This is a genomic window from Verrucosispora sioxanthis (genome assembly GCF_010560025.1).
Lineage (GTDB): Bacteria > Actinomycetota > Actinomycetes > Mycobacteriales > Micromonosporaceae > Micromonospora > Micromonospora palythoicola.
The window spans coordinates 162,461-178,244 of sequence record NZ_SAIY01000001.1; the positions used below are offsets into that span (position 1 = coordinate 162,461).

Annotated in this window: 16 protein-coding genes and 1 pseudogene; 7 read left to right on the plus strand and 10 right to left on the minus strand. The window is 72.8% G+C overall.

Annotated features, from left to right (window positions below; genetic code table 11):
• The first annotated feature begins 256 nt into the window (after positions 1-256).
• Entirely contained in the window at positions 257-2,407 is a 2,151-nt protein-coding gene (locus ENC19_RS00780; protein WP_164445236.1) for an elongation factor G-like protein EF-G2, read from the plus strand.
• A 4-nt stretch (positions 2,408-2,411) separates the two neighbouring features.
• On the opposite strand, the gene ENC19_RS00785 is transcribed toward ENC19_RS00780, so the two are convergent.
• The 3 genes from ENC19_RS00785 to thrS all read right to left on the minus strand — a co-directional run bounded on the left by ENC19_RS00785 (position 2,412) and on the right by thrS (position 6,372).
• Positions 2,412-3,413 carry an aldo/keto reductase gene (locus ENC19_RS00785; RefSeq protein WP_235944399.1) on the minus strand — a complete coding sequence of 334 codons (1,002 nt, stop codon included), beginning with the start codon at positions 3,411-3,413 and terminating at the stop codon, positions 2,412-2,414.
• Positions 3,414-3,790: 377 nt separating this feature from the next.
• A complete protein-coding gene (locus ENC19_RS00790) occupies positions 3,791-4,303 on the minus strand; it encodes an HIT family protein (protein WP_166457969.1) in 513 nt (170 codons plus the stop codon).
• A 62-nt stretch (positions 4,304-4,365) separates the two neighbouring features.
• Positions 4,366-6,372 carry a threonine--tRNA ligase gene (thrS, locus tag ENC19_RS00795; RefSeq protein ID WP_164445239.1) on the minus strand — a complete coding sequence of 669 codons (2,007 nt, stop codon included), beginning with the start codon at positions 6,370-6,372 and terminating at the stop codon, positions 4,366-4,368.
• A 196-nt stretch (positions 6,373-6,568) separates the two neighbouring features.
• Between thrS and ENC19_RS00800 the strand changes: the two genes are divergently transcribed.
• Both ENC19_RS00800 and ENC19_RS00805 read left to right on the plus strand, forming a co-directional pair.
• Positions 6,569-7,273, plus strand: a complete 705-nt coding sequence (locus ENC19_RS00800) for a DUF1775 domain-containing protein (protein WP_164445240.1) — start codon at positions 6,569-6,571, stop codon at positions 7,271-7,273.
• Positions 7,258-7,500 (plus strand): hypothetical protein, encoded by a 243-nt coding sequence (locus ENC19_RS00805; RefSeq protein WP_164445241.1) that lies wholly within the window; start codon positions 7,258-7,260, stop codon positions 7,498-7,500. Before ENC19_RS00800 ends, ENC19_RS00805 begins: the two co-directional genes overlap by 16 nt.
• Before the next feature lie 23 nt (positions 7,501-7,523).
• Here the strand turns inward: ENC19_RS00805 and ENC19_RS00810 are convergent.
• Positions 7,524-8,440: pseudogene (locus ENC19_RS00810) on the minus strand (ADP-ribosylglycohydrolase family protein).
• Between the two features lie 74 nt (positions 8,441-8,514).
• Between ENC19_RS00810 and ENC19_RS00815 the strand changes: the two are divergent.
• Together ENC19_RS00815 and ENC19_RS00820 are read left to right on the plus strand one after the other, a co-directional pair.
• Positions 8,515-9,204, plus strand: a complete 690-nt coding sequence (locus ENC19_RS00815; protein ID WP_164445242.1) for a response regulator transcription factor — start codon at positions 8,515-8,517, stop codon at positions 9,202-9,204.
• A gap of 17 nt (positions 9,205-9,221) precedes the next feature.
• On the plus strand, positions 9,222-10,637 hold the full coding sequence (locus tag ENC19_RS00820) for a HAMP domain-containing sensor histidine kinase (protein ID WP_166457880.1): 1,416 nt from the start codon (positions 9,222-9,224) through the stop codon (positions 10,635-10,637).
• 251 nt (positions 10,638-10,888) lie between these two features.
• On the opposite strand, the gene ENC19_RS00825 is transcribed toward ENC19_RS00820, so the two are convergent.
• Together ENC19_RS00825 and ENC19_RS00830 are read right to left on the minus strand one after the other, a co-directional pair.
• Positions 10,889-11,914 carry an adenosine deaminase gene (locus ENC19_RS00825; protein WP_164445243.1) on the minus strand — a complete coding sequence of 342 codons (1,026 nt, stop codon included), beginning with the start codon at positions 11,912-11,914 and terminating at the stop codon, positions 10,889-10,891.
• The gene (locus tag ENC19_RS00830) at positions 11,911-12,702 is read right to left on the minus strand and encodes a trans-aconitate 2-methyltransferase (RefSeq protein WP_164445244.1); all 792 of its coding nucleotides are present in this window, start codon (positions 12,700-12,702) and stop codon (positions 11,911-11,913) included. The genes ENC19_RS00825 and ENC19_RS00830 overlap by 4 nt, the downstream gene beginning before the upstream one ends.
• Before the next feature lie 92 nt (positions 12,703-12,794).
• On the opposite strand from ENC19_RS00830, the gene ENC19_RS00835 reads away from it, so the two are divergent.
• Positions 12,795-13,778, plus strand: coding sequence for an aldo/keto reductase (locus ENC19_RS00835; RefSeq protein WP_164445245.1), 984 nt, complete (start codon positions 12,795-12,797; stop codon positions 13,776-13,778).
• A gap of 110 nt (positions 13,779-13,888) precedes the next feature.
• Complete coding sequence (locus tag ENC19_RS00840; RefSeq protein ID WP_164445933.1) at positions 13,889-14,083, plus strand: hypothetical protein; 195 nt, start codon at positions 13,889-13,891, stop codon at positions 14,081-14,083.
• A 106-nt stretch (positions 14,084-14,189) separates the two neighbouring features.
• Here the strand turns inward: ENC19_RS00840 and ENC19_RS00845 are convergent, their stop codons facing one another.
• From ENC19_RS00845 to ENC19_RS00860, 4 genes are all read right to left on the minus strand, one after another.
• Complete coding sequence (locus ENC19_RS00845) at positions 14,190-14,393, minus strand: cold-shock protein (RefSeq protein WP_011905669.1); 204 nt, start codon at positions 14,391-14,393, stop codon at positions 14,190-14,192.
• Between the two features lie 289 nt (positions 14,394-14,682).
• Positions 14,683-14,955, minus strand: coding sequence for a DUF4235 domain-containing protein (locus tag ENC19_RS00850; RefSeq protein ID WP_164445246.1), 273 nt, complete (start codon positions 14,953-14,955; stop codon positions 14,683-14,685).
• Positions 14,952-15,266, minus strand: coding sequence for a DUF3618 domain-containing protein (locus ENC19_RS00855; RefSeq protein WP_164445247.1), 315 nt, complete (start codon positions 15,264-15,266; stop codon positions 14,952-14,954). Before ENC19_RS00855 ends, ENC19_RS00850 begins: the two co-directional genes overlap by 4 nt.
• The gene (locus ENC19_RS00860) at positions 15,263-15,715 is read right to left on the minus strand and encodes a phage holin family protein (protein ID WP_164445248.1); all 453 of its coding nucleotides are present in this window, start codon (positions 15,713-15,715) and stop codon (positions 15,263-15,265) included. Before ENC19_RS00860 ends, ENC19_RS00855 begins: the two co-directional genes overlap by 4 nt.
• Between the last annotated feature and the right edge of the window lie 69 nt (positions 15,716-15,784).

The following is a 15,784-nucleotide window of genomic DNA, read 5'->3' on the forward strand; positions in this document are numbered from 1 at the left end:
GCCCTGGACCGGCGACACCGCCCGGCTGACCAGCCACGCTCAACCCGGCGCGGCGGCTGGCCGGAGAGGGTTGTGTCGGCCCGGCATCGGGTGTGAGATCGAGCCAGAAGGGTGACCCGGCTCACCCCGCCGCCTGTTGACTGCCCGGTCCCCAGCGAATCACCGGAGGATATCGCCGCAGCACCCCGCCCGGGCCGCATCCCCGTCGCGTGCGGCGGTCGCCACCCACCACCACCGGCTGAGGGAGGTGCGCCCGATGGCGCAGAGGAGTCAGGACAGAGGAGCCCCCGGCGTACCGGTGGTGACCGACCCCGCCAGGATCCGCAACGTGGTGCTCGTCGGGCACTCCGGAGCTGGCAAGACGACACTTGTCGAGGCGTTGCTCGCAACCTCCGGCACGATCTCCCGGGCCGGCTCGGTCACCGACGGCACCACCGTCTGCGATCACGACCCGGCCGCCGTCCGCCAGCAGCGTTCGGTCGCCCTGGCCTGCGCGCCGCTGCTGCACGACGGGATCAAGATCAATCTGCTCGACACGCCGGGCTACGCCGACTTCGTCGGCGAGTTGCGCGCCGGGCTGCGGGCCGCCGACGCCGCCCTCTTCGTGGTCTCGGCGGTCGACGGGATGGACGCGGCCACCGCGGCGCTGTGGGAGGAGTGCGCGGCGGTGGACATGCCCCGGGCGGTCGCGGTGGCCCGGCTGGACCACCCCCGCGCCGACTTCGACGAGGCGGTGGCGCTGTGCCAGCGGGTCTTCGGCGACAACGTGCTCCCGCTCTACCTGCCGATGCTCGGCGACGACGGCGAATCCACCGTCGGTCTGCTGGGGTTGATCACGCGGCGGGTCTTCGACTACACGGGTGGGCTGCCGCCGCAGGTGCGTGAGCCCGACCCGGAGCACCTGCCGGCCATCGTCGAGTCCCGCAACGAGTTGATCGAGGGGATCATCGCCGAGAGCGAGGACGAGACCCTGATGGACCGGTACCTCGAAGGCGAGGAGATCGACGCCGCCATCCTGGTGGAGGACCTGGAGAAGGCGGTCGCCCGCGGCCACTTCTATCCGGTGGTGCCGGTCTGCGCGGCGACCGGGGTCGGCCTGGACGCGCTGCTGGAGGTGCTCACCGCCGGCTTCCCCGCCCCGCCGGAGCACGCACTGCCCGCGGTGACCGGGGTGGACGGCTCGCCACGACCGCCGCTGACCTGTGATCCGGACGGCCCGCTGGTTGCCGAGGTGGTACGGACCACCATCGACCGGCATGTCGGGCGGGTCTGCGTGGTCCGGGTCTTCTCCGGCACGCTGCGCCCCGAGCAGACCGTGCACGTGTCCGGGCACGGCCTGGCCGAACGTGGCCACCCCGACCACGACGCCGACGAGCGGATCGCCCACCTCTACAGCCCGCTCGGTGCCACCCTGCGGGAGGTGGGCGTGGCGGTGGCCGGTGACATCTGCGCGATCACCAAGTCCGGCAGCGCGGAGACCGGCGACACCATCTCCGCCAAGGAGAACCCGCTGCTGATCGCGCCGTGGGAGATGCCGGAGCCGCTGCTGCCGGTGGCGATCGTGGCGAAGTCCCGGTCCGACGAGGACGCCCTGGCCCGCAACCTCGGCCGGCTGGTCGCCGGTGACCCGACGATGCGGCTGGAACGCAACCCGGAGACCCACCAGCTGGTGCTGTGGTGCATGGGCGAGGCGCACGCCGACGTGGTCCTCGACCGGCTGCGCGCGGGCGGCGTCGAGCTGGACACCGAGCCGGTGCGGGTGGCGCTGCGGGAGACGCTCACCGTGCCGGCCCGGGGGCACGGCCGGCACGTCAAGCAGTCCGGTGGGCACGGACAGTACGCCGTCTGCGACATCGAGGTGGAGCCGCTGCCGCGCGGTGGGGGCTTCGAGTTCGTCGACCGGGTGGTCGGCGGCGCGGTTCCGCACAACTACATCCCCTCGGTGGAGAAGGGGGTACGCGCCCAGATGGAGCGCGGCCTGGTCGCCGGCCACCCGGTGGTGGACCTGCGGGTGACGCTCGTCGACGGCAAGGCGCACAGCGTGGACTCCTCCGACGCCGCGTTCCAGACCGCCGGGGCGCTGGCCCTGCGCGACGCCGCCGACCGGGGGCAGCCGGCGCTGCTGGAGCCGGTCGACGAGGTGACGGTACGGGTGCCCGACGTCAACGTGGGCGCGGTGATGGGCGACCTGTCCGGCCGACGTGGCCGGGTGCTCGGCACCGAGCCGGACCCGGCCGCCGAGGGGCGCACCCTGGTACGCGCCGAGGTGCCCGTCACCGAGCTGCTGCGGTACGCCGTGGAGCTGCGGGCGATGACCTCCGGAGCCGGCACCTTCCGACGGCACTTCGTCCGCTACGACCCGATGCCCGCCCACCTGGCCGACCAGATCCGCAAGGAGCACGGCTGACCGGTCAGGGGCGGGCGGTGGGCAGCATCGGGCTGGGCCAGTAGGGGCGGTCGGCCTCCCGCAGCGCGGCGGCCCGCAGGGCGGCTAGCTGCCGCTCCACCTCCGCGAAGTGGTCGGCGGCGAGTGGGCCGAGGGCGAGCGCGGCGGCGTTCTCCTCGACCTGGGCGACGGTGCGGCAGCCCGGGATCGGGACAGCCCGGTCGCTGCGGGCCCAGATCCAGCCCAGCGCCCCCTGGGCCAGGGTGCGCCCGTCGGCGGTCAACGCCGCCCGGACCGCCTGCACCCGACGCAGCCACTCCGGTGCCGGCCGCCCACCCCGGAACCACTCCAACCAACCCGAGGTCATTCCGCGCACGTCGTCGCGGGGCAGCACCGACTCGGGACGGTACTTGCCGGTGAGCAGCCCCATGCCGAGCGGACCACGGTTGACGCTGGCCAGGTCGTACTTCTCGCAGACGGCGAGCAGGTCGGGTGCGTCCCGCAGCACCGACAGGCTGTGCTGCACGGCGGTGGCGTGTGGGGCGTCGTGCCCGAGGGCCGCCGCCCGGTCGGCCCGGTCGGTGCTCCAGCCGTACGCGCGGACCAGGCCGTCGGCCACCAGGTCCTCCAACGCGCCGATCAGCTCGCACGCCCGGGGCACGGGCAGGTCGGCCAGGTGCAGTTGGTAGAGGTCGATCCGGTCGGTGCCGAGACGGCGCAGCGAGTCCCGGACCGCCCGGCGCAGGTAGGCCGGTGAGGCGTCGGGCCCGATGGCCTGCCGGGTCCGCTCGTCGAACGTGTACCCCCATTTGGTGGCGATCACCGCCTCGTCACGGCGGCCGCCCAGGGCCCGCCCGAGGATTCGTTCTCCGTGTCCCGCGCCGTGGCTGTCGGCGGTGTCGAAGAGGGTCACGCCGAGGTCGAGCGCGCGGCGGATCGCCCGCACCGACTCCTCGTCGTCGACGGCCCCCCAGCCCAGCGGTGTGCGCCCCACGGTCCACGGGCCGGCGATCGCCCAGCAGCCCATGCCCAGGGCGCTGACCGCGATGCCGCTGCGGCCCAGTGTCCGCGTCGCCTCCACCACCGGCGCATCGTGCCATCTTTCGGACAGACGTTGACGAAGATCCAGCACGACCATCCGTACGGGTACCGGCGGGCGTACGGATCACCCGACCGGGGGCCGATCCGGCGCGGTTTCGTCGCTGCCGCCCCGCGTCGCGGACGACCTGCGGATGGCCGGCGAATCCCCTTCCGCACCGCGTCGCCTTTGCTCTGCTTACCGATACGCATCGACTTCACTGCGTGACCGCTGCGTGGGTTGAAGCAGAGCAAGGGCGCGTACCAAGAGGTCGCCGCCGCGCGCGGGCGAAGACGGCGCGGCGCGGGCGGGAGAGGCGCCCTGGGTCAGGCGGGCCAGGCGCGGGCGAGCAGGTCGCGGGTGTCGCCCAGCAGTTGCGGCAGGACCTTGGTGCGCCCGATCACCGGCATGAAGTTGGCGTCGCCGCCCCACCGGGGCACCACGTGCTGGTGCAGGTGGGCGGCGATGCCGGCACCGGCCACCCCACCCTGGTTCATGCCCAGGTTGAAGCCGTGGGCACTGCTGACCTTGCGAATCACCCGCATGGCGGTCTGGGTGAACGACGCCAGCTCGGCCGTCTCCGGCCCGTCCAGGTCGGTGTAGTCGGCCACGTGCCGGTACGGGCAGACCAACAGGTGCCCCGGGTTGTACGGGTACAGGTTGAGCACCACGAACACGTGCCCGCCACGTGCCACGACCAGGCTCTCCTCCGGCGGGCGGGCCGGGGCCAGGCAGAACGGGCACCCCGAAGGTCGCTCGTAACCGCCCTCGGGCCGGTCCTCGCCGGAGATGTACGTCATCCGGTGGGGCGTCCAGAGCCGGTCCAGCCCGTCGGCCATGTCCCTGTCGGTGTGCTCCTCCGCCCCAGTCACACCGGCGATCCTACGGCCCTGACCGGCCGTCACATCTCGGCGGAGGGGCCGGTGTTGGTCCGGGAGGTGACCACGTCCAGGACGTGGGTGACCGCCTCGGCCAGCGGTACCCCGTTGCGCTGGGAGCCGTCCCGGTAACGGAACGAGACGGTGCCGGCGGCCACGTCGTCGTCGCCGGCGATCACCATGAACGGGATCTTCTGCTGCTGCGCGGTGCGGATCTTCTTCTGCATCCGCTCGTCACCGGCGTCCACCTGGGCCCGGATCCCCTCCGCGCGCAGCGCGGCGACGAAGCCGTGCAGGTAGTCGGCGTGGTCGTCGCGGATCGGGATGCCGACCACCTGCACCGGAGCCAGCCAGGCCGGGAACGCTCCCGCGTAGTGCTCGGTGAGCACGCCGAAGAACCGTTCGATCGAACCGAAGAGGGCCCGGTGGATCATGACCGGTCGCTGTCGGGTGCCGTCGGCGGCCTGGTACTCCAGGCCGAACCGCTCCGGCTGGTTGAAGTCGACCTGGATGGTGGACATCTGCCAGGTCCGGCCGATGGCGTCCTTGGCCTGCACCGAGATCTTCGGACCGTAGAAGGCGGCGCCGCCCGGGTCCGGCACCAGTTGCAGGCCGGAGGTCTCGGCGGCGGTGCGCAGCGCCTCGGTGGCCTCGGCCCAGTCGTCGTCCGAGCCGATGAACTTCGGCGAGTCGTCGCGGGTGGACAGCTCCAGGTAGAAGTCGTCCAGGCCGTAGTCGCGCAGCAGGTCCAGCACGAACGACAGCAGGGTGGTCAGCTCGCCGGGCATCTGCTCCCGGGTGCAGTAGATGTGCGAGTCGTCCTGGGTCAGACCGCGTACCCGGGTGAGGCCGTGCACGACACCCGACTTCTCGTACCGGTAGACGGTGCCGAACTCGAACAGCCGTAGCGGCAGTTCTCGGTAGGACCGTCCGCGCGACCGGAAGATCAGGTTGTGCATCGGGCAGTTCATCGCCTTGAGGTAGTACTCCGCGCCCTCCAACTGCATGGGCGGGAACATCGTGTCGGCGTAGTACGGCAAGTGCCCGGAGGTCTCGAAGAGCTGCGCCTTGGTGATGTGCGGGCTGTTGACGAACTCGTACCCCGCCTCCTCGTGGCGGCGACGCGAGTAGTCCTCCAGCTCCCGGCGGATGATGCCGCCCTTGGGGTGGAAGACCGCGAGGCCCGAGCCGATCTCGTCGGGGAAGCTGAACAGGTCCAGGTCCGCGCCGAGCTTGCGGTGGTCGCGCCGGGCGGCCTCCTCCAGCAGCTTCAGGTACGCCTTCAACCCGTCGCGGGTCGGCCACGCGGTGCCGTACACGCGCTGCAACTGCGGGTTCTTCTCCGACCCCCGCCAGTACGCGGCGGCCGAGCGCATCAGCTTGAACGCGCCGATCAGCCGGGTGTTGGGCAGGTGCGGCCCCCGGCACAGGTCCGACCAGCAGACCTTGTCCTCGTCGGCGGCGAGGTTGTCGTAGATGGTCAGCTCACCGCCGCCGACCTCCATCACCTCGGAGGAGTCCAGTCCCTCGCCCTTGACGTCGATCAGCTCCAGCTTGAACGGCTCGGCCGCCAGCTCGGTCTTCGCCTCGTCCAGGCTGTCGAAGCGGCGACGCCGGAACCGTTGCCCCGACTTGATGATTTCCTGCATCCGCTTCTCGAGCTTGCCCAGGTCGTCGGGCTGGAACGGCTTGTCCACCGCGAAGTCGTAGTAGAAGCCGTTGTCGATCGGCGGGCCGATGCCGAGCTTCGCCTGCGGGAAGATGTCCTGCACGGCCTGGGCCAGCACGTGGGCCGTGGAGTGGCGCAGCACGTTCAGCCCGTCCGGGGAGTCCAGCGCGACCGGCTCGACGGTCGTCTCCTCGGCCGGTCGCCAGTCCAGGTCGCGCAGCACGCCGTGCGGGTCGCGGACCACCACGGTCGCCCGGGGGCCGTTGGTGGGCAGCCCGGCCGCGGCCACCGCGTCGGCCGCCGTGGTCCCGGCGGCGACGACGACGGGGTCGGCCACGGCGGGGGTACGGGGTGCGGACACGGATGACTCCTCGCAGCAGACGTGACGGATGGTGCCGATGTCGGCTCACTGATGCTATCGGGCGCCCGGGACGCCACCGCCGTCGACACCGACGGCAGCCGATTCCCGCCACCGTTGAACCTTTCCGGCCCCGGATCCGAACTACCGGGTGTGGCCGGAGCCGGTTCCGGCCGCGTGGACACGGATGGGAACCCAGATGGCGATGACGCACGGCCCGAGCCGTCGACGCCGGGGCGCGCTGGTGGCCGCCCTGGCCACGGCCGTGGTGCTGCTCTGGCCCGCCACGGCGTGGGCCGACGGGGTGACCTTCACCCCGACCGAGGCACAGCAGGGCAACGCGGTGAAGCTCGAATTCGTGGTGCCCGACGAACGGCCCGGTGTCCGTACCGAGAAGATCGAGATCACGATTCCCGAGGATCCGCCGATCGCCGAGGTGTATCCGCTGTCGGTCGAGGGCTGGGCGCCGACGATCACCACCCGGAAGCTGGACCGGCCGGTGTCCGGCATGCACGGCCCGGCCACCGACGTGGTGACCGCCTCGCTGATCTGGTCGCGGGCGAAGGGCCAGGCGGGCGAGGGCCCGGCTCGGCTGGTGTTCTCGATGGCCCCGCTGCCGCAGACCGAACGGCTGACCTTCGAGCTGGTGCAGACGTACGCCGACGGTCTCCAGGTGCGCTGGGGTGCCGGTCCCGGCCAGCGTCCGCTGCCGGCGCTCACGCTGGTGCCCGGTGACCCGGCCTACCCGGGCGCCCACGGCGGGCACGGCGCGCCCCCGGCGGCGCGGCGCCCGTCGAGGCGCCGCCCACCACCGCCACCTCCGGCGGCGGCCCGAACGCGAACAGCCTGCTCGCCGCCGGGCTGGTCGCCGGCCTCGGCGGCGGCGCGGTGGTGGGTTGGCTGATCAGCCGCCGACGCCGCGCCGCCACCGAGGAGATCGACCGCTCGGTGCTCGACGAGGAGCGGCCCGGCGAGCGGCCGGCAGCCGGAACGGTCGAGGTCAGGACGCCCGGCGACGGGCGGACGCCTCCGGTGCGGCAGGTACGCCCGAGGTGCCGGTTCCGACGTGGTCGAGGCGGGCGCGCGGCGCTGAGCGGCGGGCGCCGGCGGGTCCGTCAGCCGGCCCGCTGAGCGGCGGGCGCGGCGGGTTTGGGTCAGCCGGCCCAGTCGGGTAGCGGCTCCCGGGCGGCCAGCCAGTCGGCGGGCACCCACGCTCGGTGGCCACCCCGGTGTACGCGGCGACGATCCGCCGACGATGGCCGCGGTGGTGTCCCGTCGCCGCCCGCCTCGACACAGGCGCGTACCGCGGCCGGATAGTCGTCAGGTGGGTGGCGGCGACCCAGCACGTGAAGGCGACGGTGTCCTGCGCGGTGACGCGGGAGCCGTTGCCGAGCGCGTCCACCACCTCCGGCAGCGGCCGGCCGGGCAACTCCGCCGCCCGGCGTACGCCCCGGTGCACCTCGGTCGCCGGGTCCACGGCGGCGGCGACGCCGGCGAGCAGGCGACCCGGGTCCGGCCGGTCCCCGTCCAGTCGGGCCCGGACGGCTCGGGCGGCGGCCACCGCGACCGCCACCGCACCGGCGATCCCCTCCGGGTGGGCGTGGGTCACCTCGGCCGACGCCTGTGCCGACTCGACCACCCGGCTGGTCGAGTCGGCGAAGTACGCGCCCAACGGGGCGACCCGCATCGCCGCGCCGTTGCCGCAGGAGCCCTGCCCGTCGAACGCGGACGCGGCGGCGACCGGCCACGGGGTGCCGGTCCGGATCAGGCGCAGGATGCGCACCGCTCCCGCTCCGTAGCCACGGTACGGCTCGCAGCGTTCGGCGAAGTCGAGCGCCAGCGCGTCCCGGTCGATCCGGCCCGCCTCGGCCAGCTGGGCCAGCACCGAGCAGGCCATCTCGGTGTCGTCGGTCCACTGCCAGGGCGGTGGCGGGAGCCGGTCGGCGGTCAGGTCGGCGAGGTGCCGGCCGGGAACGAAGAACTGCGAGCCGAGGGCGTCGCCGACCGACAGGCCGACGAGGCTGTCCCGCGCGAGGGCCAGGCGGGTGTCCGGATAGAGGGTGAACGTCATGGTCACACCAGCTTGACCGGTACCCGGGGTGGGCGCAATCACGGCGCACTTGCCGCCCCGAGTACCGTGCTTGGGTGGCCACCGTCCTCCTGGTCGAAGACGATCACGTCGTACGCGGCGCGATGCTTCGTTCCCTCACCGACCGGGGTCACGCGGTACACGCGGTCGGCACCGCGCTGGACGCGTTGCGCCGGGTCGCCGCCGAGACGCCGGACCTGGTGGTGCTCGACCTCGGCCTGCCGGATCTGGACGGCTCGGACGCGCTGCGGATGCTCCGGGGCATCACCGACGTGCCGATCATCATCGCGACCGCCCGCGACGACGAGCAGTCCGTGGTCAAGCTGCTGCGAGCGGGTGCCGACGACTACATGATCAAGCCGTTCACCGGCGCGCACCTGGACGCCCGGATCACCACGGTGCTGCGCCGCGCGGGCCGGGCCAGCCGCTCCACCCAGCCGGCCGTGCACAGCGTGGGTGGGCTGCGGGTGGACGTCGGCGAGCGCAGTGCCCACCTCGACGGTGCGGCGCTGGCGCTGACCCGCAAGGAATTCGACCTGCTGGCGTATCTCGCCGCCCGTCCTGGCCGGGTAGTGTCCCGGCGGGAGCTCTTGGAGGAGGTATGGCGGCAGCCATCGGTCGGCGAGGATCAGACCATCGACGTTCACCTGTACTGGCTACGGCGCAAAATGGGCGAGTCCGCGGCGAAGCCGCGCTACCTGCGCACCGTGCGGGGGGTGGGCTTCCGGCTGGTGGCGCCGGACTGAGACCGGCGCTGGCCCTGTTGACGGCCGGCGTGGGCACCCTGCTGGCGCTGGCCTTCCTCGTGCCGCTCGGGCTGACCCTCGGCGGGCAGGCACGCGAGGAGGCGATCGCCGACGCGGCCCGGCGCAGTGCGCTGGTGACCGGGGCCCTGGCGATCAGCACCGACGCGGAGGTCGTCACCCGGGCGATCGAGGCCAGCGGCGGCGACCCGGCAACCCGGCCCGTCGTGCACGGGCTCGGCGTGGACTCCACCACCGGACGAGCCGACGCGGCGCAGCTGGCGCAGGCCCGGGAGCAGGGCCGGTCGCTCGTCGTCGACATCGACGGCGGGGTGCTCCGGCTCGATCCGGTGGTGCTGGGCGAGCGGACCGCCGTGGTCGAGGTCTTCGTGCCGGACGCCGCGCTCGACGCCGGTGGTGGCCGGTGGTGGCTGCTGATCGGGGTGGCCGTCGCGCTCGTGGGTGCCGCGATGCTCGTGGTGGACCGGCTCGCCGCCCGGGCGGCCGACGCGAGCCGGGCCCTGGTCAAGGCGGCGCTCGCAATCGGCGACGGCGACCTGGGCGTGCGGGTCGAGCCGAACGGCCCACGCGAGCTGGTCGAGGCCGGCCACGCGTTCAACCGGATGGCGCAACGGTTGGTGGCGGCGCGCACCGAGGAGCGGGAGCTGGTGGCGGATCTGTCCCACCGGCTGCGTACCCCGTTGACCGTGCTGCGGCTCGACGCCGAGGCACTGGAGTCCGACGACACGAGTGTCGGCTCGTTCAGTCAGGCCGAGCTGGACTACCGGCGTGGCATCCGGCGGATCCGGCAGGCGATCGTCACCCTGGAGGGTGAGATCGATGTCCTGATCAAGACCACCCGCAAGGCGGTGGCGACCGAGGCCGCGCCACCGGCGACGTGCGACGTGAGCGAGGTGGTCCGGGATCGGATGGTGTTCTGGGCCGCCCTCGCCGGTGACCAGAACCGCCCGCACCGGGTCTCCGGTGCCCAGTTGCGGATCCCCGCGCCGGTTCCCCGGGCCGAACTGGCCGCCGCCCTGGATGCCGTGATCGGCAACGTGTTCCGGTACACCCCGCAGGGCACCGCGTTCGAGGTGGCGGTGTCGCGACGCGACGGCTACGTGGCCATCCGGATCGACGACGCCGGCCCCGGTATCGCCAACCCGGATCGGGCGCTGCGGCGCGGCGCCAGCGACCAGGGCTCCACCGGCCTGGGGCTGGACATCGCCAAGCGGGTGGCGTTGCAGGCCAACGGCTCGGTCAGCATCGACCGGGCGCACCTGGGCGGGGCGAGTGTGGTGATGCTGCTGGCCGACCCGGAGGCGACGCCGCGCCAGGTCAGCCGGTTCGGTCTGGTGGGCCGGATGGCCCGGGAGGGCCGGGAGCAGAAGGCCGGTGGCCGCCGCTGGCCCCGACAGCGCCCGACGGACCGCTGACGGTCAGACACTCCGGAGTGCGGGCCGGTCGCTTCGGGCTGTGCGAGGGCGCAAGTCTTCCTTAGATCCGAATTAACCCCGTTCCACCCGACCGGTCCCGGCTGACAGGATCGCTGGCGAACCCAGCAGTTCCACCGGCCTGTCGCTCCCAGCGCCGTCGGCCGGTGGAGCCGTGCGCGCGGCGGGAGACACGGTCCCCCCACACCTCCTCCCGCCGCGCGCCACCTGGCCGGTGCACCCGGGCGACGGCGTCAGCCGCGCCGGTCGGCGAGATAGGTGTCGATCTCCGCCAGGATCCGCCGCCTGCCGGTCTCGTCGAGGAAGGACGCGGTCACCGCGTTGCGGGCCAGCTCGGCCACCCCGTCCGGGCCGGTGTCGAGCAGCCGGGCGGCGACCGCGTACTCGTCGTCGAGGGTGGTGCCGAACATCGGCGGATCGTCGGAGTTGATGGTCACCAGGACCCCGGCGTCGACCAGCCGGCGCAACGGATGCTCGTCGATGTGGGCCACCGCCCGGGTACGCACGTTCGACGTCGGGCAGACCTCCAACGCGATCCGCCGCTCGGCCAGGTACGCGAGCAGGTCCGGGTCCTGCGCGGCGGAGATGCCATGGCCGATGCGTTCCGCGCCCAGCTCGCGCAGGGCGTCCCAGATCGTCTGCGGACCGGTGGTCTCACCGGCGTGCGGCACCGACCGCAGCCCGGCTGCGCGAGCCTGGTCGAAGTAGGGCTTGAACTGCGGCCTCGGCACGCCGATCTCCGGGCCGCCGAGGCCGAAGCTGACCAGCCCGTCGGGGCGTTCGTCGAGCGCGATCCGCAGCGTCTCCTCGGCCGCCGGCAGGCCGGCCTCGCCGGGAATGTCGAAGCACCAGCGCAGCTCGATGCCGAAGTCGGCGGCGGCCCGCTTACGGGCGTCCTCGATCGCCTCGCAGAACGCCGGTGCCGGGATGCCGCGGTGCACGTGCGAGTAGGGCGTCACGGTCAGTTCGGCGTAGCGCACCTGCTGGCGGGCCAACTCCCGGGCCACCTCGTGGGTGAGGATCCAGACGTCGTCCGGGTCACGGACCAGGTCCACCACGCTGAGGTACAACTCGATGAAGTGGGCGAAGTCGCGGAAGACGAAGTAGTCGGCCAGCAGCTGGGGGTCCGCCGGGACGGGGCTGCGTCCCTCGTGCCGGGCGGCCAGCTCGGCCACGATGCGGGGCGAGGCGGAGCCGACGTGGTGCACGTGCAGCTCCACCTTGGGCAGTCCGGCGATGAAGGTACGCAGGTCGGTCACGAGTTCTCCTGGGCGGAACCGGTACGGGCGACGACGAAGATCCGTCGGAACGGGAAGTACACCTGGCCATGCCGCACCGGGTACGCCTCGGCGAGGCGTACCGCCAGCGCGGCCCGGAAGGCGGACCAGCCGGCGGCGTCCAGTGCCGCCCGGACCGGGCGCAGGGCGGTGCCCTCCAGCCAGGTCAGCACGGGGTGGTCCGAATCGGGACCGGCCGCCAGCAGGTGCACGTAGGTAGTCTCCCAGGCGTCGACGGTGCAGCCCGCGGCGACCAGGGACCCGGCGTAGTCGACAGGTTCGGCGACCGGTGCTTCGTCGAGCAGCGGGGTCAACGCCGCCCGCCACGGTGGCCGACCGGCGACCTCGCGCAGCGCCCGGTGTGAGGGCGCGTCGACGTTGCCCGGCACCTGCACCGCCAGCCAGGCACCGGCCGGCAGCTCGGTGGCCCAGCGGACGAGCAGGTCCCGGTGGCCGGGCACCCACTGGAGCACCGCGTTGCTGACCACCACGTCGGTGTCCGGCTCGGGACGCCAGTCGCGCACGTCCGCCACCTCGAAGCGGGCCGGGACGTCCAGCGTGGCGGCCCGCGAGATCATCTCCGGCGACGAGTCCAGGCCGACCACACGGCTGTCCGGCCAGCGGGCCGCGAGCACTGCGGTCAGGGTGCCGGGTCCGCAGCCGAGGTCGACAACCCGTCGGGGACGGTCGGCCGCCACCCGGGCCAGCAGGTCGTGGAAGGGCCGGGAGCGCTCGTCGCCGTAGCGTAGGTACGCCGTCGGATCCCACATGACCACGCCCACCTCTCGCAAACCGTACGTCCGTCTTGTTTACCGTACGGCCCGGCCACCGCCGAGGCAAGCCGGGTCACTAGGCTCACCGTATGGAGCAACGCACGTTCCCCCGCATGGATCGCCAGGTCGGCGTGGTCGGGCTCGGCGCCTGGCAGCTCGGCGCCGATTGGGGCACGGTCACCGAGGACGACGCGATGGCGGTGCTGACCGCCGCGGTCGACGCCGGGGTCACCTTCCTGGACACCGCCGACGTCTACGGCGACGGGCGCAGCGAACAGCTGATCGGACGCTTCCTGGCGGCACGCCCCGACGCCGGGCTGACCGTGGCGACCAAGATGGGCCGGCGGGTGGCGCAGACGTCCGAGGTGTACACCCTGGACAACTTCCGCCGGTGGACCGACCGGTCCCGGACGAACCTGGGCGTGGACACACTGGACCTGGTGCAGCTGCACTGCCCGCCGACGGCCGTCTTCGGCACCGACGAGGTCTTCGACACCCTCGACACCCTGGTGGCCGAGAAGCGGATCGCCGCGTACGGCGTCAGCGTGGAGACCTGCGACGAGGCGCTCACCGCGATCGCCCGCCCCGGGGTGGCCAGCGTGCAGATCATCCTCAACGCGCTGCGTCACAAGCCGCTCGAACGGGTGCTGCCGGCCGCCTCGGCCGCCGGGGTCGGCATCATCGCCCGCGTCCCGCTGGCCAGTGGCCTGCTCTCCGGCCGCTACGACGAGCACACCACGTTCGCCGCCGACGATCACCGCAACTACAACCGGCACGGGGAGGCGTTCGACGTCGGCGAGACCTTCTCCGGGGTGGACTTCACCACCGGCCTGGCCGCGGTGCGGCGGATCGCCCCGCTGGTGGGCGCGGACCGCACCATGGCCCAGTTCGCGCTGCGCTGGGTGCTCGACCAACCGGGCGTCACCGTGGTCATTCCGGGTGCCCGCGACGCCATCCAGGCCCGCGGCAACGCCGCAGTGGCTGGCCAGGCCCCACTGTCCCCTGGGGAACTGGCCGAGGTGGCGGCGGTCTACGACGACCTGATCCGCCCCCAGGTGCACCACCGATGGTGAGCGGTGGGCCCGGCGACCGCCCGTTCGACGGCGGGCCGGCCGGTGGTGGGCCGCCCGCGGCGCCCGGCGACGCACGGCCGGGTGGCGAGCCACAGCGGCGGCAGACGGTGATGACCGGATGGCTCCGGCTCACGCTCGGTCTGCTGGCCGTGGTGGTGGGTGCGGTGTGGACGGTGCAGGGACTCGGTTACGTCGAGGGCAGCGTGATGACCGGCCAGCGGATCTGGGCGGTACTCGGGCCGCTGCTGGTACTGGTCGGGTTGGCTCTGCTCTGGCTCGGTGTCCGCGCCCGCGACCGCCGCTGAGGCACCTGCGGCGACGATGCGGAAAGCCCCGCGTCCGATGGGACGCGGGGCTTCGCACTGATTCGGGGACTGCCTCGCCACTGGCCGACGGTCGCCGACCGGTGCCTCAGAGGGGGCGGACCTGCTCGGCCTGCGGACCCTTCTGGCCCTGGGCGATCTCGAACTCCACCCGCTGGTTCTCCTCCAGCGTGCGGTAGCCGCTGGTCTGGATGGCCGAGAAGTGGACGAACACGTCAGCACCCCCGCCGTCGACGGTGATGAAGCCGAAGCCCTTGTCAGCGTTGAACCACTTCACGGTTCCCTGCGCCATGTGTATCTCCTTCTAAAACTGGCGGCCGAGCACACCGTGCGGCCGGTTGGCCGTTTTCGAGCAGCGGTGTCTGAGGCGGCCCCCGGTGAAGGAGACTTCTCTCAACCCACGCCGTCTCTCAACAGCGTGGAACAGCTTAACCACGTACGCAAAAACTGTGCAGAGCCTAGCCGACGAAATTCTCCGACATGTGACCTGACGGATGCGTCGAATCCGTCGGGCGGAGGCGGTGGGGCAACGCGAAAGGCCCCCTCACCGGCAACCGATGAGAGGGCCTCGAGACGGACCTTCAGTCCGGCCAACTACCGGTCAGCCGACGGACGCCGACCGCACCGCCCCGATCCACCGCCGCCCGGACGACCGAGAAGATGGCGCCCTGCAAGGCGGCCGCCGCGAGGATCTCCCCCCAGCGACGGTCCTCGTCCGTCGGGTTCGGCGCCTCACCGTCACCGGCGGTCATCTTCCACACCTGCCGGAAGACCGCGCCCGCGATCGCGCCGGCGGCGAAGCCCATCAGCACGCCGACCGGCTTGTAGGCGGCCCTGCCGATTCCCTTGCTCACGCACGCCTCCCTCTGATGATCATCAACACCACGGCGGCGGCGAGCGCACCGGCCGCGAGCGCGACGAACGGCGCGGGTCCCTGGCGGCTCGGACCCTGCTGGTGGTTCAGGCCGGCCTGGGCGCGTACCCGGGCGACCGTCATCGCAGCCTGCTCGCGTACCCGCTCCCGCGCCTGGTCCGCCGAGGACTTCAGTCGCTTCTTCACGTCGGCCTTGGCGGCCAGCGCCTCCATCGTCTCGCCCAACTCGACGCGGGTACGCCGGATCTCCTCCCGCAGCGCCTCCGTGTCACCCGTACCGTTACCTGTCATGCCCGTCCCCTGTCCTTCACGGCGGCGCTGACCACGTCGACGTCGGCCCGTAGGCTGCGCACGGTCGCCTCGGGCACCGGCGGGACCGCACGGCTGACCCGGCGCTTGCCGATCAACGCCAGCACGCCGGCGACCAGGAACAGGACCACCGCCACGATCAGCGCGGCAGCCCACGCCGGCAGCACCAGGGCCAGCAGGAGGATCGCGGCGGTCACCAGCGCCCCCAGGCCGAAGAAGGCGAGGGCGCCGCCCCCGGCGAACAGCCCGACACCGATGCCGGCCTGCTTGCCCTTCTCGGTCAGCTCGGCGCGGGCCAGCGTGAGTTCGTCCCGAACCAGGCGCGAGACCTGCTCGGTCGCCCGCTGGACCAGTTCGGCGGTGGACGGCTCCGTCCCGTTGTGGGATATCCGCCCGTTGTGGGACGTACGGGCGTTCGCCACGTCAGCCATGCTGTCCCCCTCTCGTCATCACCGCGCTGTATGCCCGGAGTCGCCGCTCGTCAATCCTGTTCCCGAAAA